An 18816-nucleotide genomic window follows, 5' to 3' on the forward strand; every position below is an offset into this window, starting at 1 on the left:
GCCGGCCGGCTTTCCCGACGCGGGGTTGCGGTCAGAGATTCTTGTCGATCCAGTCCTTGGCGTATTCCGCCTCGGCGCGGAACAGGTCCACCAGATTGACCAGCATCAGCTGCTCGAGCTTGCCGTTGATGAACGGGATGAAGACCTTCACCTCGGACGTCTTGCGGATCGTGCATCCGGTGTCGGTGGGGAACAGTTCCTGCCAGCCGGTCAGGCTGCCCGGGCCGGCCGGGATGGAGGCGGTGTAGTCACCCTTGGTGTTGTCCGGGTCGAACGGACCGAAGGTCTCCTCGCGAGTGATCACCATGTCCTTCATCAGGACGGTCTGAGCGATCGCGGGGAGCTGGTCGCGGCCGATGTGCTGCTTGAGCACCACCTTCATGCCGGTTTCATCAGCGCGGAAGTCCTCCACCTCGCAGTGCGGGGAGATCATCTGGAAACCCGCCATCATGTCATCCCAGTACCTGCGGGTCATCTGCGCTTCGTAGAGCTTCTCCGCAGGATGGGTGTAGCGAGCGGAGTAGCTGAGACGTCGTGCCATAACGGTCAGGTTACGTCAGCGGTGAGCGGCCTCCCAAGTCACCGTCTTCTCCCGCTCGTTGTCGAGGAGTTCCACCAACTGCTCGATGACGGCGGTTTCGATCTTGCCGCCGACGAACGGGATGCCCACTTTGGCACTGCCGGTGTAGTCGACGTTCGCCGGATCACCGGTGGCGGTGAAAGCACCCTCGACGTGGGCCGGGGCGCCGGTCACCGACGCGCTCATGGTGCCGGTGAGCACGTTTCCGTCGAAGCCGAAGGTCATGGTGCGCGGGATCTCCAGATCACCGGGACGGACCTTGGTGACCACCGACGGCAGCCGGTCCTCGGGCACACCCTGCTGCAGTTCGACGTGGACGTCGGTGCCGTCGATCCGGAACGAGATCAGCTTGCCGTGGCTGGAGTTGGTGGCCTCGAGCAGGCCGTGCCAGTACTGCTCGTCGGAGACGAGTTCCCAGTACCGGGCGGTGGAGAAGGGAAAGGACACCGAGTGCTTGAGCGAGCTCGCCATGGCAGAGAGATTACTCGACGGACCAGATCTCTTGACGGCCCAGATCCCTTGACGGCCCAGATCCCTCGACGGGGCAGACCGCTTGACGGGGCCGCGGGTTACGGTGGGGCCGTGACCGAGACACCGCTGCAGCGCAGCGTCCCGCTGGCCCGGCTGACCACGTTGCGGGTCGGCGGTCCGGCGCGAGCACTGATCCGCTGCACCGATACCCGTTCGGTCGTCGAGGAGATCCTGGGTGCCGACGCCGAGTCCGAGCCCGCCCTGGTGATCGGCGGCGGTTCGAATCTGGTGATCGGCGACGACGGCTTCGACGGCACCGCCATCCGCATCGAGAGTTCCGGCATCGACTTCGGCACCGGCCGCGAATCGGGCCGCGCGCACGTGACCGCCGACGCCGGGGTCGTCTGGGACGATCTGGTGGCGGCCACCGTCGACGAGGGCTTCGGCGGGCTCGAATGCCTGTCGGGTATCCCCGGATCGACCGGCGCCACCCCCGTCCAGAACGTCGGCGCCTACGGGGTGGAGGTCGCCGACATCCTGCGCAGCGTGCACGTTCTCGATCGTCGCTCGGGCACCCTGCGGTGGGTCTCGCCCAACGAACTCGGTCTGGCCTACCGCACGTCGCGGCTCAAGCACCGCGACGACATGATCGTCGTCGCGGTGTCGTTCTGGCTCGACGACGCCGGGCAGAGCCGGCCGCTGCGGTACCGGGAACTCGCCGATGTCATGGGGGTGGAGCGCGATTCGTCCGCCGACGCCGCCGCGGTCCGCGATGCCGTGCTGTCGCTGCGCCGGGGCAAGGGCATGGTGCTGGACCCCGATGATCACGACACCTGGAGTGCCGGTTCGTTTTTCACCAACCCGATCATCTCGGCCGACGACGCCGCTGCGGTACTCGAACGCATCCACACGCGCGTGGGTCGCGACATCTCGGTGCCGTCGTATCCGGCCGATGACGGCGTGAAACTGTCCGCCGGATGGCTGATCGAGCGAGCCGGCTACGCCAAGGGCTATCCGGGCCCGGGATCTCCGGTCCGGTTGAGCACCAAACACACTCTGGCACTGACCAATCGGGGTGGCGCGACCGCCGAACAGATCCTCGATCTGGCCCGCGATGTCCGCGACGGCGTCGCCGGGGCCTTCGGCGTCACCCTCGCACCCGAACCGGTGTTGGTTAACTGCGTCCTGTAACCGGTTGCCGCAGAATCGTTTTCCGACGATCCTCCGGCGTCTTACGGAAGTCACTCAGATAGATCTCGTGGTGGCGGCCGGTCATGGTCAACCCGTTGTCGGGGATGAAGCTGTCGTGCATCTCGGCGAGGACGGACCCCTCGTCGTCGAAGGATCCGACGTGCAGCGTCTGGACGCAGCGTCCCTCCGACATGGACTCGACACGCAGGTCAGCGATCCGGGGAGCCGCACCCTTGGCGCGTACCGCCGCGATGGCGTCGTCGATCAGATCGGCGGTGACCCAGTCGGGCACCATGATCATCAACGTCCAGGACCACCGCGATTTGTCCCGGGCCCGGGTGAACGAGGTCATGTCCTCGGCCCACCACAGTCCCTCGAGTGGTGGCACGACGTAGTCGCGGCCGAGGCGGCGTTTGCTCCCGAACTTGCAGGCATAGGCCACCGGGTACATCGTCTCGATGGCCTCCGCGAACACCTGCGTCGTGTTGGGGTCGCCGTGACCGTCGATCATCAAATAGGCCATGTCGGGAATGTCGACGATCCGGAACCGCCCGCGTCGCGCCCGGTAACAGTCCAGATCCTTCTTCGGGTCGGCCTTGCCGCGCGGTGACGATGCGGTGGCCGGGCCGGTCATCGTCAGCGCTGCCCGACGGGCGCTGACAATGTCTGCGCCGCTTGCTGTTCCAGGATCTCGTCGACGCGACCCGCCGCCTCGATCGGCGACATGTGCCCGACACCGGGCAGCACCACATGCTCACGCAGATGACCGTGGCCACGCAGGATCTCGGCGATCTGCTCGGCGTGGGCGGGTGGGGTGAGTCGGTCCTCGTCGCCGACGATGACGGTGGTCGGCACCGTCAGCGCCGCCAGTCCGGCGCGCACGTCGAGTCGTCCCATCGCCGATCCCCAGCCGGCCCGTGCGCGCGGCGGGCAGGCGGCGATCATCGTGTCGACGAATTCGACGTGGGAGGCGCGAGCCGCCGACCCGAGGGCGACGTAATGCGCGAATCGGCCCGAGTACGCCGTGTGCGGCAGCGGCACCGGTGCCGAGGTGAAGGCGCGGTTGATGGCCGGAACAAAGGGGCGGGTGTACCGGGGGAGGCCGGTCGGCAGGAGCAACGTCGAGTTGACGACGTTGTGGGCGGCGGTGGAGGCCAGGACCGCCGACGCCGCGACCGTGGGAACCTTCTCCGGGAACTGCGCGGCCCACGACATGATGGTCATCCCACCCATACTGTGCCCGACGAGCATGGCGCGACGGGCCGGCGGGACCACCGCGGCCAGCACGGCGTCGAGGTCGCGGCCGAGCATGTCGATGGTCGGTCGGGCCCGACCCAGTTCACTGCGACCGTGCCCGCGCTGGTCGTAGACGACCACCGTGTGGGTGCCGGCGAGGTGATTGATCTGAGCGTTCCAGAAGGCTGTGTTGCACGTCCACCCGTGAACCGCGACGACGACGTCACCGGTGTCCTCGCCGCGGGGACCGTGGATCTCCACATGCAGTCGGGTGCCGTCGACGGTGGTGACCATCCGGCGTTCCGGTTCGGTCCGGGGCGCCACCAGTAAGTCGTCCGGCCCGTCGTCGACGGCCAACTCGGCACGCAGCACGTCGCGGGCCAGAGCGCCCACGATGGTCCCCACGCCGACGGCGGCCCCGGCCGCCACGGCTGCTCCGGTTCCGGCCAACCAGTGACGTCGACTCATGTCCGCATCCACTCCTTCGCCGCGTTGACCACGGCGTCGTCCGGTGTGGCGGTTCGGTCACGCCCCTATTCGGGGACGGTGTCGGACTCCGGTGTGGGGCCATTCGACCGTTCCACCACAGCATCGTTCGATGTCACACTACTTGTTGTCACATCGATTTCGCCATCCTCGCCGGTGACGGCGGCTTCGGCGACGTCGAAGTAGGTCGAGGCCTCACCGAGCGCTCGGGTGATCTCCTCGTCGAGGGCCTTGCGGAAGGTGGTCTCGACGATCTCGTGCGCCATCGGCCGCACGGTCTGGATCAGGTCGGCGACACCGCTGATCTTGGACTCGTCGAGATCCGGCAGGTTCTCGTTGAGGTATTTGTCGGTGATGATCGAGACGAAGCTCTTCGCCGCGTCCTCGAGGTCGTTCTGCACGCGGACGAATCGGTCGAGCAGAACGTCGATGTCGATACCGCTCTTGACCAGCACCTCGGCCCCCTCGAGGACCTCGGGGTTCTTGATGGCGTAGTGCGCGCCGTCCTTCACCAGCAGTCCGAGCTTCTGACTCAGCGCGATCGACTTCTCGCTGGCGTTGAGCGACTTGCGCAGTTCGGTGAAGGTGATGGTGGCCGCCCGCTTGAAGGTGCGGAACCGCCCGCCCTTGGTGGGTGCGCCGCGCAGCACGTGCTCGACCTTCATTCCGTAATGCGCGGCGTGCAGCAGCTCGCTGATGGTCGCGAAGGTGTAACCGCGTTCGAGCATGCGCGAGATCAGATTCAGCCGGACCAGGTGGTCCTCGGAGTACCAGCCGGTGCGACCGCGGATCACCGGCGGCGGCAACAGACCCCGGTCCTGATACACCCGGATATTGCGGACGCTGACCCCCGATGCCTCCGCCAGGTCGTTGATCCGATACTCAGCCACGGTGGCCAGTGTATTCCGCGCCCGACCGCGAACCGACGAGCCACACCACGCCGAACACGCCGCGGTGTCCGATCATCATGCGGCCAGGAGCGTCATCCCGGTCGCGATCAACAGCCCGACCTTGACGACCTCGGCGGCGACATACACCAGGTGCGCATGACTGCGAGGCCCGTCGATGACGACCTCGCCCGCCAGCACCGCATCCGACCGGCGATTGAGGGCGGGCCGGATCGCGAGGACCTGCACACCGAGGAGAACCACCGCCACCACCGCGAGAATGCCCGCCCGCGTCCGCCACCAACCCGGCGGACACCACCGCGACGACGAGCACGACGGCCCACACCATCTCGAATGCATTGAGCGCGCGGAACACCAGCCGCCCGATGCCCAGGCCGAGGGGAATGGTGATGCCGGGAGCCCGGAACTTCAGCGGGGCCTCGACGAAGGAGATGGCCACGACCATGCCGAGCCACACGAAGGTGACGGCGACGGCCACCGCCTGCGCTGAACTCACCGCGAACCACCGCGGACCAGCTCGGGACCGAAGGTCTCGTAATGAATGTGGTCCTCGGTGACCCCGCGGGCCAGGAGTTCATCGCGCATCGAGGAGAGAAATCCGGCCGATCCGCACAGCATCGCCTCGACACCGGCAGGTACGTCGATGTCCTCCAGCGAGATCGGACCCGATCGCACGCTGTCGGAGATCAGATGATCGACACCCTCCCGGTACCACTGGATCAGGCGCGCGGACTCCAGGGAATCGACGAGGTCGGCCAGTCGACCCCGATGGGGTTGCGCCGACCGCGATCGATCGGCGTGCATGACCGTCACCGGCCGGGTCGAGCCGGTACCGGCCAGCGCGGACAGCAGCCCGATCACCGGCGTACACCCGATACCCGACGATGCCAGGAGTAGTGGCGAATCCCCCTCGGGCAGAACGAGATCACCGAAGGGTGTCGACATCCGCAGCGAGTCACCCTCGAAGACGTTCTCGTGCAGGTATCCCGACACCTCGCCGGCGAGCTTCACACTGAACTGCCACTCGCACCGCTCGTCGGCGGGACCGATCAGGCTGTACTGACGGATCTGGTGGGCGCCGTCGGCCAGCGGCACCTGGATCGAAACATACTGCCCTGGAACAAAACCGGGAAGTCGAGCATCGGCCGGGTCGGCGACGGTGAAGGACACCACATCGGGAGCGGTCTGAGTCCGGTGGGTCACGATGAGGTCATGCCAGACCTGCCCGTCGACGACACCGGCGGCCGCATAGAGATCCGCTTCCTGACCGATCAGGAGATCGGCCATCTCCCAATACAATTCATCCCAGGCAGCCGCGACCTCCGCAGTCACCACCGAACCCAGGACGTCGACGATCGCCGCGAAGAGATGTTCGTGGACAACCGTGTACTGGTCCCGGGTGACCCCGAGCGAGGCATGCTTGTGGGCGATCCGGTCGAGGATGAACCGCTGCCGCGGCAGATCCTCGTCGAGTTGTAGTTGTGCGAACGCGGCGATCGACCCGGCCAGCGCCATCGGCTGCTCCCCCGTCGTCTGATGGGTTCGGTTGAACAGATCGTCGAGCAGGTTCGGGTGCGCGGCGAACAGCCGCCGATAGAAGTTCGGGGTGATCTCGCCGAGGGCCCCCGACACTGCGGGCAGCGTCGCGGCAATGACCTCTCGTGATGTCTGACTGAGCATGGTGAACTCCCTTTCTGTTGCGGCGGGCGCCCCCATGGGCCGCCGATCGATATGCGGATGTGGCGTCACTGCGCGGTGCGGTCACCGCCGGCCTCGGACCGGTCACCGATGGTGAGACGCAGGAGGACGGCACCGGCGGGATCGGCGACGAGATCCCCGATCGTGTGCGCATCCAGGGATTCAAAGAAGGCCCGACGGGCGCGGGCGAGCGCCCCACGAAGGGCGCACCCGTGCCGGAGTGGACACGGGGTGGGGCCCTCGCAGTCGATCACCTCGCCGTCGCCTTCGAGTCGCGACGCCAGCCATCCGACGCGGGCGGTCCGCCCCAGGTCGGTGATCACCAGGCCCCCATTGCGGCCGCGGCGCGCATGCACCACGCCGAGCTCCGACAGTCGCACGACGACCTTGGCGACGTGCGTGTACGGCACCGCGAGCGCCGTCGCCAGATCCTTCGAGGTGACCGACTCGTCAGGACGGGCCGCCAGACGCATGACGACGCGGAGGCCGATGTCGGTGAACCGCGTCAACTGCATGGCACCCAGACAACCATAATTTGCATCTGGGATGCATATTATTTTGAGTGACCCCTGTCACGAGCGGGAGATGGGCACGCCGGCGCCACCGGCGGCGGAAATGACACCGCCGGAAATGACATCGCCGGAAATGACATCGCCGGAAATCGAAATGACACTGCCCGTGTCGTCGCGGTGACGGACACGGGCAGTGCGGGCGAGTTCGAAGCGTTCGGCGAAACGGAGTCGGGGGACGTCAGTTCAGCTTGCGGAACCAGGACTTGTTCTGGATGGCGTCGACTCGTTTGCGCACGTCAACGAGGTAGACCAGGGTCGCGACGATCGCGGCGATGGCCAGGATGCCCATGATCCCCGAGGCGAAGAAGCCGAAGAACACGAGCACGATGGCCGAGGCGGCGAGGATCGACACCCAGATGACCTTCGATTGCCGGTCGACCGCGGTGAAGGCGTCCGGACGCTGGACCGCCGCATGGATCAGGGCGACCACCGCAGCGAGTGCAGCGGCAATGCTGATGACCAGGATGAGGATCATTTGTCCCGTGGCCATCGCCGAGAAGAAGTTCATGATGTCCGAGTCTACGGGTCAGACGTGCGAACGCGGAGGTAGGCGACGCGCCGAGCGGTCCTACGCTATGAGCGCGGTGTCCGCTTGGCCGGAGCTTTCTTGGCCGGCGCCTTCTTGGCGGCGGTCGTCGTGGCCGGAGTTTTCTTGGCGGCGGTCGTCTTCTTGGCAGCCGTCGTCTTCTTGGCAGCCGTCGCCTTCTTCGCCGCGGTCGCCGTCGTCTTGGCCGGAGCCTTCTTCGCAGCCGGAGCCTTCTTCGCCGCGGTCGTCGTCTTGGCCGGAGCCTTCTTTACCGCTGTCGTCTTCTTGGCGGCGGTCGTCTTCTTGGCGGCCGTCGTCTTGGCCGGAGCCTTCTTGGCCGCCGCCGTCGTCTTGGCCGGAGCCTTCTTCGTGGCAGTCGTCTTGGCCGGAGCCTTCTTCACCGCTGTCGTCTTCTTGGCGGCCGTCGTCTTGGCCGGAGCCTTCTTCGCCGCCGCCGTCGTCTTGGCGGCGGTCGTCTTCTCCGCCGCCGTCGTCTTGGCCGGAGTCTTCTTCGCGGCAGTCGTCTTGGCCGGAGCCTTCTTCGCCGCTGTCGTCGTCTTGGCCGCCGTCGCCTTCTTGGCCGCCGGCAATTCCGGAGTCGCCGCGGCGGAACTCATTCCGACACCACGGGCCGCGCGTTCACCGACGAGCCTGGTCTGGGTGGCGATGGTGCCCAGCGCGTCTTCGGTGAGCGCGACCGCGTCGGTGTACACCTTCTCGAGTTTGGGAAGGTTCTCCTCGACCAGCGGTTGGGACTTGAGTTTGCCGAGGACCTCCTCGCTGCGCTCCGACAGCGACGTGAGCAGGGCCGCCGCGACGGCGAGGTAGGCGTCGGCCACCTTGCGGAGCTCTTCCGGGGTGAATCGGGCGCGCAGTTCGTCGATCTCTTCGGGCAATTCGATCGGCAACGACGACAGCTTCGCCTTCGCCTCCTCGAATGCGGCGAGCGCGGCCGCCAGCGCGTCATCGACCTTCGACTGGGCACCTTCGACGGTGTCGGCCAATCGGGCCTGGGCGTCGTCGCGAGACTCCGACAGTTTCTCCTGGGCGACGCCGATCGATTCGAGAACCTTGGTTTGTGCCTCATCGACGGCGTCACCGATCTTCGCCTGCGCCTGCTCGGTGGCTGCCTCTCCCCGCTCACGGAACTCGGTCAGCAATGCCGACACCTGGCCGAGGGCGGTGGACAACGGATTCTCGGACATGCTCCTCCTGCGGTGGTGTCAGTCTTTCGAGCGATCACTCATGTGGGTCCGCCCCGGCAGCGTCGTCGACGCCGGCGGCATTTTCCTTTCGGAAGGATTCGTAGATCTCGAGCAACATCTGTTTCTGACGCTCGCTGATGGAGTCGTCGGCGATCAACGCGTCACGCACCGGGCTGGCCGGTCGTTCTTCGAGGATTCCGGCCCGAACGTACAGCACTTCCGCCGATACCCGCAGGCCCTTGGCGATCTGGGCCAACACGTCGGCCGACGGTTTGCGCAGGCCCCGTTCGATCTGCGACAGGTACGGATTGCTGACCCCGGCGCGCTCGGCGAGTTGACGCAGTGACACCTCGGCCGACAGTCGTTGCGAGCGGATGAAGGCACCGATGTCCTGTGCGGCGGTGGCCACCGCATCCGAGGCGACGGCGGTGACCGCTTCGACGGTCTGCGTCACGCCACCCACGTCGTCACCGGCCGAGGTGTCCTCGTCCGGGGCGTCCGCTGCGTCGGGTGTCGGTTCGTCGCTCACTGGAGCCAGTATCGACTCAGGTGCTAACTAGTGCAAGCACTGCTGCATGCGGCCGTCGCCGGGTCAGTGGAAGATCAGCACCGAGATCGTGTAGATCGCCAGCCCCGCGAGCGAGCCGACGACGGTGCCGTTGATCCGGATGAACTGCAGGTCACGGCCCACCTGCAACTCGATCTTGCGGCTGGTGTCCTCGGCGTCCCAGCCTCGCACCGTCTCGGTGATCACCGAGATCACCTCACGCGAGTAGTTCACAGCGACGTGATTGGCGACACGTGCGACCCACCCGTTCATCTTCTCCTGGAGGGGCCGATCGTCGCGGATTCGCCGACCGAGATTGATCGCCGCGTCGGCCAATGTGTTGCGCAGGGTGCTGTTGGGGTCGGCGAGCATCTGTTCGATGACGGCCTTGCCGGTGTTCCACGCCGTCGACGCAGCGTCGGCCACCTCGTCACTGCCGATCAGTTCGTGTTTGATGGCCTCGAACTTGGCGACCATCTCCGGGTCGTACTGCAGGTCGTGGGCGAACTGCTGGACGAACTGATGCATCGAGCGCCGCATCTCGTGATTCGGGTCGCTCTTGACCTTGTAGGTGAAATCGACCAGCTCACGGTAGATTTTGTCACCCATCAGAGTGGTGACGAACTTCGGTTTCCACGCCGGGCCGACATCGCTTTCCACGACCCGGTCGATCAGCGCCTGACTGCCCAGTGCCCAGTCGTGCGCTCGATCGCACAGCAGTTGGAAGACCGGTTCAAGACGCTCCTCGTCGATCAGCTGGTGCAGGATGCGGCCGATCGGTGGTGCCCATTCGGGCTCGGCGGCCCAGCGCAGTGCGGCCTGGATGAACTGCTCGATGTCCTCGTCGCGCAACATCTCCGAGGCAAGTTTGATGGCACGCGCGGCCTCGTCGGAGACACGTGGCGCATTGGCCGGATCGGCGAGCCAGGTGGCCACCCGCCGGGGCAGGTCGAGTTGCTCGGCGCGTTCCTCGATGACGGCCGGGGTCATGAAGTTCTCTTCGATGAACCCGCCGAGCTGATCGCCGATGTCGTCCTTCTTCTTGCGGATCAGCGCGGTGTGCGGAATCGGCAGGCCCAACGGATGACGGAACAGTGCGGTGACGGCGAACCAGTCGGCGAGCGCGCCGACCATTCCCGCCTCCGACGCCGCGCGGACATATCCGACCCAGGCGGCGACGGCGTCACCGTCGCGGTTCTCGAGGTAGCGGGTGAATAGATAGATCACCGCGGCCACACCCAGCAGGCTGGTCGCGATGATCTTCATCTTGCGCAGTTCACGGCGACGGCGCTCGTCGCCGGAGGAGCCTCCGGCTGCGAACCCCGGCGACTTGGTGGGCTTTGCGTGACGCCCCCCGGACGCTGCATGACGACCCGCGACGTCCCGACTCAGTGTTGACACCCATCCAGTCTTACCTATCGGCACCGACTACTCTGGCCGGGTGATGGCAAATCGCCCCAATCCCGCGTCGGCGGCTCGTGCGGCGGTGTCGGCGGCGGCGAACGTGACGCGCGGCTTCGAGCAGGCCATCCTGGGCACATCCGGCGACGACCGGGTCAAGCCGGACGGCCGGCGGCAACGCTGGGAGAAGCACAAGCAGGCCCGTCGCACCGAACTCACCGACGGCACGATGGCCGCGATCCGGGAACTCGGCGCCGATGTCGGCATGGACGAGATCGCCAGGCACATCGGCGTCTCCAAGACCGTGCTCTACCGCTATTTCAGCGACAAGAACGACCTCGGGGTGGCCACGACCATCCGGTTCTTCGAGACCACCCTGATGCCGCGGTTGACCGAGACGATCACCGACGATGTCGACGAGTACACCCTCACCCGCACGGTGATCAGCGTGTATGTGCACGCCGTCGCCGACGAACCCGAGTTGTATCGCTTCGCCATCTCCGCGTCGCCGACGTCGTCGGTTACCTCGGCGGAGTCGGAGAAGCTGGTCGCCCAGTTACTGACCGCGACCATCATCACGCGTCTGGACGAACGGGGCGGCGACACCACGGGCGCCCAGGTATGGGCCTACACCCTGGTCGGCGGCATTCAGCGGGCCGTCGACTGGTGGATGGCCGATCATCCGATCGCCGTCACCGAACTCATCGATTATCTGACGATGATGGTGTGGAGTTCGATCGTCGGGGTCGCCGGGGTGAACGGCTCCCGTGAGGCATTCGTGACGGCACCGCCTCCGCTGCCCGATCCCCTGGCCGACGCCACCACATCGGAGGCGGAGTGACCGAGCGTCGCGTCGCCCTGGTCACCGGCGGAAGCCGGGGCGTGGGACGGGGCGTGGCCACCGCGCTCGTCGACGCCGGGTGGACGGTTTATGTGACCTCGCGTCGTGGTGTCGGCCCCGACGGCACCCACGCGCTGGCCTGCGATCATCGTGACGACGCAGCCGTCGCCGAGGCTTTTGCGACGATCTCGGGTGCGGCCGGGCGCCTGGATCTGCTGGTGAACAACGCGTGGGCGGCGCCGAAGGGATTCGGTGGTTTCTCCGAACCCTTCTGGAAGCGCCCGGTGTCGGATTGGGACACGCTGATCGGTGTCGGGCTGCGCGCCCACTACGTCGCGTCGGTGTACGCCGCGCGGGCGATGGTCGACGCCGGGTCGGGTCTGATCGTCAACATCTCGTCGTTCGGTTCCCGTGGTCATCTGCATTCGGTGCTCTACGGCATGAGCAAGGCCGGGCTGGACAAGATGGCCGCCGACATGGCGACCGAACTCGAGGGCACCGGAGTCACCGCGATCTCGTTGTGGCTCGGCCTCATTCGCACCGAATTGCTGCTCTCGCTCGGGGTCGACGAGTTCGCCGGTTTCTCGCTGAGCCGCGCCGAGGACCCGGCGTTCGTCGGCCGGGTGATCGCAGCGTTGGCCGACGACCCGGCTTTGGCGTCGCTGAGTGGACACACCGTCATCGGCGCCGAGTACGGACGGGATCACGGGATCGTCAACAACGATGGTGCACAACCGGATTCGCACCGCGAGGCGTTCGGCGGCGGCGGGCTGTATCCGCCGAAGTGAACGTCGACCACCCCACCGCCCGGTAGGCTCTCCTGGACGTCGACGAGGAGGTCGTGAGGCAATGGGCAAGAACGGCAACAAGAACGGGCACGCGAAGTCCCCGAAGTCCACGACCGGCTGGTCCGCGCCGCCGACCACCGCCCTCCGGGTCGCCCACACCGGACCGATCGCCGGCTTCGACGCCGACTCGACCCCCGGATTCGACGGTGACCGCGAACTCGGCGAGACCCTCCTGACCGAACGCGGCACCGTCCTCGCCGACCTGCAGGAGTTGTTGTACGCGAACGGCCGCGCGGGCGATCGCCGGTCGGTGCTGCTGGTCCTGCAGGGGATGGACGCCGCGGGCAAGGGCGGGATCGTCCGCCACGTCGGCGGCCTTCTCGATCCCCAGGGCCTGGCCATCAAGGGTTTCGGCAAGCCCACGCCCGAGGAACTCCAGCATGACTTCCTGTGGCGCATCCGCAACGCGCTGCCACCCGCCGGACGTATCGGCGTCTTCGACCGGTCGCACTACGAGGACGTCCTGCCGGTCCGGGTGCACAATCTGGTGCCGGAGTCGGAGTGGTCGGGGCATTACGACATCATCAACCAGTTCGAGTCCGAACTGATCGACGCCGGCACGACGATCATCAAATGCGCTCTGGTGGTGTCGAAGTCGGAGCAGAAGGCACGTCTGACCGAACGTCTGGAGCGGCCGGACAAGTACTGGAAGTACAACCCCGGCGACATCGACGAACGCGCCTACTGGGACCAGTACCTCGAGGCGTATCAGGCGATCTTCGACCGGTGCGACTCCGATGACGCGCCGTGGTACCTGATCCCGGCCAACCGCAAGTGGTTCTCCCGACTCGCGGTCTGCGAACTGCTCATCGACGCACTGTCCGGACTCGATTTGGATTGGCCGCCCGCAGATTTCGAGGTCGAGGTGGAGAAGAAGCGGGTCGCGGCACTGGACGTCTAGCAAGGTGGGAGTTGCGCGTTCGGCTCCCATATACACGGAATGCATTGCGTGCGTATGAGAGTTGAGCATGCGAGTGGATTACGCGCCACGTCAGGCCGGTCGCCGCAACACCCCGTGCGCCACCAGTCCGACGACGATCGCCCAGAACGCCCCGCTGATCCCCCAGAACGTGACGCCCGCCGCAGCGGTGACGAAGGTCAGTGCCGCCGCGATGCGGAACTCGTCGTGGGCGAAGGCACCCAGCAGGGCGTTCGCGAAGGTCGCCAGCAGCGCCAGTCCGGCAACGGATTCGAGGAGTCCCTGCGGTGCGATGGCGGTGATGGTGACGAGCACCCCGGACAGCCCGGCGAGCACCAGATACGAGATGCCGGCGGACACGCCGGCGATCCAGCGTCGACTCCGGTCGGCACCCGCCTCCTCACCGGCGGCGAGTGCCGCCGACAGTGCGGCCAGGTTGATGGCGTGCCCGCCGAACGGTGCGCCGATCACCGTTCCGGCTCCGGTGACGAACATGGCCGGACGCCAGGGTGTTTCGTAGCCGAAGGATTTCAGGACGGCGACGCCGGGCACATTCTGTGACGCCATGGTGACCACGTACAGCGGGACGGCCAACCCGATGATCGCCGAGACGTCGAAGGAGGGTGTCGTCCAGGCGATCTGCGGCCACCAGTCGATGGCGACGCCGTCGTCGATTCCGTGCACCCCGACGTAGGCACCGATCACCACGAGTGCGGTCACCAACGCCAGCGGAAGCGCCCAGCGGGTCAACCATCGGGTCGCGGCGAGCCAGACCATCAGGATCGGAAGAGTCAGCAGCGGTTGCAGTGCAAGCGATTTCATCGGCGCCAAGCAGAGCGTGAGCAGCACCCCGGCCAGCATCGCCTGCGCGATCGGCGTCGGGATTCGCCCGATGAGATCTCCGAGGGCCGGGATCAGACCGGTTGCGAGGATGAGCACGCCGACGACGAGGAAAGCCCCGACCGCCGCCGACCATCCGGCGTGATAGTCGGCGCCGGCGGCCACCAGCATCGCCGCGCCCGGCGTCGACCAGGCCAGCGTGATGGGTTTGCGGGTCACGACGCACAGGACGACGATGCCCACCGCGAAGGTGACGGTCAGGGCCAGCAGCCCCGACGCGGCCTGCTCCGACGACGCCCCGACCGCCCGCAACCCGGCGACCACGACCACGAAAGACGAGGTGAATCCGACGAGCGCGGTGATGATTCCGGCCGTGATGGGTTCGCTCATCGAGGGCGCTCTGGTGGTCACGTCGGCCAGCATAGCGTGTATCGTTCTGTTTACAGAACGATGGGAAGGACGGTGGAACCGTGCCCGACAACGATCCGGATGCCACCGCCGCCCGCCGCCGGGCGATCGGCGACCGGATCGCCGGCCTGCGCTCCGCACGTGGGATGAGCCTGTCCGCATTGGCCCGCGCCGCCGGCATCGGCAAGGGATCTCTCTCCGAACTCGAAGCGGGACAACGCAACCCCACCATCGACACGCTCTACGCCGTCGCCGGACCACTCGGCGTCCCGCTGTCGGCACTACTCGGCGAGGACGCGGGCACCGAGGGCTCCGGCACACACCTGTCGGCGCGACTCCTGCACGTCGAGCATCATCCCGACGGCGCGACGACCGAGGTCTTCTGGCTCCGGGTGTTGCCCGGCGGCATCCGCACTTCACCCCCACACGGCGACGGCGTCGTCGAACATGTGCACGTGGTGTCCGGACTCCTGACCGCCGGCCCGACGGGGGCCGAACGGTCTGCCGGACAAGGTGAATCGCTGCAGTGGCCCTCCGACACCGAACACACCTACCGCAGCGACGACGGCGCCCTGGCGGTCCTGACGATCCACTCGCCGGCCCGGCCCTGAGAACAAAACAGCACAGAGAACACGACACCAAGACAACACGACACGACCCCCCGCGGAAAGCATCCGCGGGGGGCCGTGTCTGTGGTCGGTCGTGCCGATCAGGCCTCCGGGCCGGTGGCCTTCTTCGCCGGAGCCTTCTTGGCGGGAGCCTTCTTGGCGGCGGCGATCTTCTTGGCCGGTGACGAGTTGGCGGTACGCGCCTTGCCCTCGACGGTGCCGGCGGCTCCGTCAACCTTCGACGCGGCGGTGGCCGAGTTGGCCTTGATGGTCTGACCGGCTTCGGTCACGGCCTCGCCGGCCTCGTCAAGCTTCTCGCCGACCTCGAGGGCGGCCTCGTCGATCTTGTCGCCGAGCTTGTCGGCGGCGTCGTCGAGCGCGTCGCTGGCCTCGCCCACGCGGGCGCCGACCAGTCCGGCGATCTTCGCAGCCTGCTCACCGACGGAGCGGGTCTGGTGCGATACCACTCCGAGGGCGTCCTCGGTCAGGTCGACAGCGTCGTTGTAGGTCTTCTCGGCGCGGGTCAGGCCTTCCTGGACCATCGGCTGCTGACGCAGACGCTCGAGGGTCTCCTCGCCGCGCTCGGCCAGCGAGTTGTAGAAGCTGGTCGCGAGTTCGACGTAGGGCTCGACGAACTTCGTGATCTCCTCGGTGGTCAGCTTCGCGCGGATCTCGTCGATCGAGGGAACATCCTCGGGCAGGCTGTTCAGCTTGGTGCGGGTTTCCTCGAGCTTGGTCTTGGACTCCTCGAAGCGCGTGGTCGCGCTCTCGGTGGCGGCCTCGGTGCGCTCACGCAGCTGCGTGACGGCATCGGTGACCTGCTGCAGGGCCAGATCGCCCGCACCGACCACGGCATAGAAGGGATTCGCAAGGGTACGTTCGGTGGTGCTCATATCGGCCTCCTTGATAAGGGTTTGGCAGAAGTATTGCGGCGCAAGTATTTTCGGGCAACAGATCAGGTGGGTGATCAATGACCGCCGGTCGGGGATCACTCGTGCAGCGCTTCCACCTACCAGTATCCACTTCTCGCTAGCAATTGCAAGCAGTTTGTTAGCACGGTCATAAAGAGTACAGGCGTACCACATCGCGGGATCGACGGAGACCGGCTCCGGATATCCGAAAAGCTTTTCAGCACAGTCGATTACGCACGTGCCTCGCACCCGCTCGAAAATCGGCCCACCGCCGAGGCCCGCGCAGAAGTGCACTCACTCCGAGTTCAATATCTCGCATTCGAGATATGCCATATCCTATCGGGCGGCGTTGGGGGACGCGTAGTCGTAGAAGCCGGCACCGGCCTTCTTGCCGAGCCGCCCCTGCGCGACCATGCGCGCCAGGATGGGCGGCGGGGCGTAGAGGGGCTCACCGAATTCCTCGTACATCCCCTCGGCGATCACCTTGACCGTGTCCAGACCGACCAGATCGGCCAGCCGCAACGGACCCATGGGGTGCGCACAGCCCAGCACCATACCCTTGTCGATGTCCTCGGCCGCGGCAAAACCGCTCTCCACCATGCGGATTGCCGACAGCAGGTAGGGAATGAGCAGTGCGTTGATGATGTAGCCGGATCGATCGGCGGAGCGGATGACCTGTTTGCCCAGGACCTCGCTGGCGAATGTCTCGGCCCGATCGGCGACCCCCGGAGCGGTCAGCGGGGTGAACACGAGCTCGACGAGCGGGAGTACCGGAACCGGGTTGAAGAAGTGCATGCCGATGACCCGGCAGGCGTCGCCGGTGGCCTTGCCGAGGACGGCGATGGGGATCGACGACGTGTTGGAGGCGAGTACCGCGTCGGGGTCGGCGACCACCTTGTCGAGCGAGGCGAAGATCTCGGTCTTGACGCCCTCGTCCTCGATGACGGCCTCGCACACCATCTGCCGATCGGAGAAATCGCCGAGATCGGAGGTGAATCGCAATCGGCCGACGGCCTGTTCACGTTCCCGCTCGGTCAGTTTGCCCGTCGACACGCCACGGTCGAGCGACCGCAGGATGCGGGACCGGCCGGCCGACACCGCCGCCTTCGTCGGCTCGAACACGAGGACGTCGACGTGGGCCCGCGCGCACACCTCGGCGATCCCGGAGCCCATCTGCCCGGCGCCGACGACACCCACACGCGAGATCATCTCACCGGACACAACCAGACTCCTCACAGATCACCCAGATGCCGACAGGCGGCCCGCAGCGAAGGCCGCGGACCGCCTGTCTTGTCAACTCCGAAACCGCGTACCTGCGGTCTGACCGAGTTCCTAGTGGAACTGGCCTTCCTCGGTCGAGCCCTTGAGAGCCGCGGTCGAGGTGTTGGGATCGACGGTGGTGGCGATCCTGTCGAAGTAGCCGGCACCGACCTCACGCTGATGCTTGGTGGCGGTGTAGCCACGGGCCTCGGCAGCGAACTCGCGCTCCTGCAGATCGACGTAGGCGGCCATCTGCTCACGGGCGTAGCCGTAGGCCAGGTCGAACATCGAGTAGTTCAGGGCGTGGAAGCCGGCCAGGGTGATGAACTGGAACTTGAAGCCCATGGCGCCGAGCTCGTTCTGGAACTTCGCGATGGTCGCGTCGTCCAGGTGCTGCTTCCAGTTGAAGGACGGGCTGCAGTTGTAGGCGAGAAGCTGGTCCGGGAACTCGGCCTTGACGGCCTCGGCGAACTGGCGGGCGACCTCGAGGTCGGGCTTACCGGTCTCCATCCAGATCAGGTCGGCGTACGGGGCGTAGGCCTTGGCACGCGCGATGCAGGGCTCGATGCCCTTCTGCACGTTGTAGAAGCCCTCGGAGGTGCGCTCACCGGTCACGAACGGCTTGTCGCGATCGTCGACGTCCGAGGTGATCAGGGTGGCGGCCTCGGCGTCGGTACGGGCGACGACGACGGTCGGGGTGTTGGCGACGTCGGCGGCCAGGCGGGCCGAGGTCAGGGTGCGGATGTGCTGCTGGGTGGGGATGAGCACCTTGCCACCGAGGTGACCGCACTTCTTCTCCGAGGCGAGCTGATCCTCCCAGTGGGTACCGGCGGCACCCGCGGCGATCATCGCCTTCTGCAGTTCGTAGACGTTGAGGGCGCCACCGAAGCCGGCCTCACCGTCGGCGACGATCGGGACGACCCAGTTGTCGACGGCGTTGTCACCCTCGACGCGGGCGATCTCGTCGGCACGCAGCAGCGCGTTGTTGATGCGACGCACCACCTGGGGCACCGAGTTGGCCGGGTAGAGCGACTGGTCGGGGTAGGTGTGGCCGGAGAGGTTCGCGTCACCGGCGACCTGCCAACCGGACAGGTAGATGGCCTTGAGGCCCGCGCGCACCTGCTGCACGGCCTGGTTACCGGTCAGAGCGCCGAGAGCGTTGATGTAGTTGTCACCGTTCACGCCCTCCCACAGGATCTCGGCGCCACGCTTGGCGAGGGTGTGCTCCTCGAGGACGTTGCCCTGGAGTTCGGCCACCTGCTCGGCGGTGTACTCGCGCTTGATGCCCTTCCAACGCGGGTTGGTGTCCCAGTCCTGCTGGATTTCCGCGGCGGTGCGGGGCTTTCCGACGTTGCTCATT

20 protein-coding genes and 1 pseudogene are annotated in these 18816 nt (G+C 66.5%); 5 read left to right on the forward strand and 16 right to left on the reverse strand.

The genetic code is table 11. The features are described from left to right. Positions 1-31 precede the first annotated feature (31 nt). The gene (locus ACWDPV_RS06130) at positions 32-541 is read right to left on the reverse strand and encodes a DUF2505 domain-containing protein (RefSeq protein WP_348804594.1); all 510 of its coding nucleotides are present in this window, start codon (positions 539-541) and stop codon (positions 32-34) included. A gap of 15 nt (positions 542-556) precedes the next feature. Further along, positions 557-1051, reverse strand: coding sequence for a DUF2505 domain-containing protein (locus ACWDPV_RS06135; protein WP_449742177.1), 495 nt, complete (start codon positions 1049-1051; stop codon positions 557-559). Between the two features lie 111 nt (positions 1052-1162). Between ACWDPV_RS06135 and ACWDPV_RS06140 the strand changes: the two genes are divergently transcribed. Beyond that, the gene (locus ACWDPV_RS06140) at positions 1163-2242 is read left to right on the forward strand and encodes a UDP-N-acetylmuramate dehydrogenase (RefSeq protein WP_449742178.1); all 1080 of its coding nucleotides are present in this window, start codon (positions 1163-1165) and stop codon (positions 2240-2242) included. Here the strand turns inward: ACWDPV_RS06140 and ACWDPV_RS06145 are convergent. The 10 genes and pseudogenes from ACWDPV_RS06145 to ACWDPV_RS06190 form a co-directional block, all read right to left on the reverse strand. Next, positions 2226-2876, reverse strand: a complete 651-nt coding sequence (locus ACWDPV_RS06145; RefSeq protein WP_449742179.1) for a GyrI-like domain-containing protein — start codon at positions 2874-2876, stop codon at positions 2226-2228. The genes ACWDPV_RS06140 and ACWDPV_RS06145 overlap by 17 nt on opposite strands. Before the next feature lie 2 nt (positions 2877-2878). Beyond that, complete coding sequence (locus tag ACWDPV_RS06150; RefSeq protein ID WP_449742180.1) at positions 2879-3946, reverse strand: alpha/beta fold hydrolase; 1068 nt, start codon at positions 3944-3946, stop codon at positions 2879-2881. Positions 3947-4011: 65 nt separating this feature from the next. Continuing rightward, on the reverse strand, positions 4012-4854 hold the full coding sequence (locus ACWDPV_RS06155; RefSeq protein ID WP_449742181.1) for a MerR family transcriptional regulator: 843 nt from the start codon (positions 4852-4854) through the stop codon (positions 4012-4014). Positions 4855-4929: 75 nt separating this feature from the next. After that, a pseudogene (locus ACWDPV_RS06160) lies at positions 4930-5368 on the reverse strand (hypothetical protein). After that, positions 5365-6552, reverse strand: coding sequence for an FAD-binding oxidoreductase (locus ACWDPV_RS06165; protein WP_449742182.1), 1188 nt, complete (start codon positions 6550-6552; stop codon positions 5365-5367). The pseudogene ACWDPV_RS06160 and the gene ACWDPV_RS06165 overlap by 4 nt, the downstream one beginning before the upstream one ends. A 65-nt stretch (positions 6553-6617) precedes the next feature. Beyond that, a complete protein-coding gene (locus ACWDPV_RS06170) occupies positions 6618-7085 on the reverse strand; it encodes an RrF2 family transcriptional regulator (RefSeq protein ID WP_449742183.1) in 468 nt (155 codons plus the stop codon). Between the two features lie 235 nt (positions 7086-7320). Beyond that, complete coding sequence (locus tag ACWDPV_RS06175) at positions 7321-7650, reverse strand: DUF2516 family protein (RefSeq protein WP_348804585.1); 330 nt, start codon at positions 7648-7650, stop codon at positions 7321-7323. Between the two features lie 65 nt (positions 7651-7715). Then, positions 7716-8873 carry a heparin-binding hemagglutinin gene (locus ACWDPV_RS06180; protein WP_449742184.1) on the reverse strand — a complete coding sequence of 386 codons (1158 nt, stop codon included), beginning with the start codon at positions 8871-8873 and terminating at the stop codon, positions 7716-7718. 34 nt (positions 8874-8907) lie between these two features. After that, positions 8908-9402 carry a helix-turn-helix domain-containing protein gene (locus ACWDPV_RS06185; RefSeq protein ID WP_449742185.1) on the reverse strand — a complete coding sequence of 165 codons (495 nt, stop codon included), beginning with the start codon at positions 9400-9402 and terminating at the stop codon, positions 8908-8910. 63 nt (positions 9403-9465) lie between these two features. Beyond that, positions 9466-10812 (reverse strand): DUF445 domain-containing protein, encoded by a 1347-nt coding sequence (locus ACWDPV_RS06190; protein WP_449742444.1) that lies wholly within the window; start codon positions 10810-10812, stop codon positions 9466-9468. Between the two features lie 52 nt (positions 10813-10864). Here ACWDPV_RS06190 and ACWDPV_RS06195 point away from each other — a divergent pair, with 52 nt between their 5' ends. From ACWDPV_RS06195 to ACWDPV_RS06205, 3 genes are all read left to right on the forward strand, one after another. Continuing rightward, positions 10865-11662 carry a TetR/AcrR family transcriptional regulator gene (locus ACWDPV_RS06195; RefSeq protein WP_449742445.1) on the forward strand — a complete coding sequence of 266 codons (798 nt, stop codon included), beginning with the start codon at positions 10865-10867 and terminating at the stop codon, positions 11660-11662. Continuing rightward, on the forward strand, positions 11659-12450 hold the full coding sequence (locus ACWDPV_RS06200; protein WP_449742186.1) for an SDR family NAD(P)-dependent oxidoreductase: 792 nt from the start codon (positions 11659-11661) through the stop codon (positions 12448-12450). Before ACWDPV_RS06195 ends, ACWDPV_RS06200 begins: the two co-directional genes overlap by 4 nt. Positions 12451-12511: 61 nt before the next feature. Further along, positions 12512-13411 (forward strand): polyphosphate kinase 2 family protein, encoded by a 900-nt coding sequence (locus ACWDPV_RS06205; protein ID WP_449742187.1) that lies wholly within the window; start codon positions 12512-12514, stop codon positions 13409-13411. A 90-nt stretch (positions 13412-13501) separates the two neighbouring features. Here the strand turns inward: ACWDPV_RS06205 and ACWDPV_RS06210 are convergent, their stop codons facing one another. Then, positions 13502-14701, reverse strand: coding sequence for a benzoate/H(+) symporter BenE family transporter (locus ACWDPV_RS06210; RefSeq protein ID WP_449742446.1), 1200 nt, complete (start codon positions 14699-14701; stop codon positions 13502-13504). A 38-nt stretch (positions 14702-14739) separates the two neighbouring features. Here ACWDPV_RS06210 and ACWDPV_RS06215 point away from each other — a divergent pair, with 38 nt between their 5' ends. Then, a complete protein-coding gene (locus ACWDPV_RS06215) occupies positions 14740-15288 on the forward strand; it encodes a helix-turn-helix domain-containing protein (RefSeq protein WP_449742188.1) in 549 nt (182 codons plus the stop codon). A 98-nt stretch (positions 15289-15386) separates the two neighbouring features. Here ACWDPV_RS06215 and ACWDPV_RS06220 read toward each other — a convergent pair whose 3' ends face one another. The 3 genes from ACWDPV_RS06220 to aceA form a co-directional block, all read right to left on the reverse strand. Further along, positions 15387-16178, reverse strand: a complete 792-nt coding sequence (locus tag ACWDPV_RS06220) for a heparin-binding hemagglutinin (RefSeq protein ID WP_348805134.1) — start codon at positions 16176-16178, stop codon at positions 15387-15389. A 354-nt stretch (positions 16179-16532) separates the two neighbouring features. Then, positions 16533-17417, reverse strand: coding sequence for a 3-hydroxybutyryl-CoA dehydrogenase (locus ACWDPV_RS06225; RefSeq protein ID WP_449742189.1), 885 nt, complete (start codon positions 17415-17417; stop codon positions 16533-16535). Between the two features lie 111 nt (positions 17418-17528). Further along, a complete protein-coding gene (aceA, locus tag ACWDPV_RS06230; protein ID WP_449742190.1) occupies positions 17529-18815 on the reverse strand; it encodes an isocitrate lyase in 1287 nt (428 codons plus the stop codon). Position 18816: the final 1 nt, after the last annotated feature.

Source organism: Gordonia sp. NPDC003504 (genome assembly GCF_053587995.1).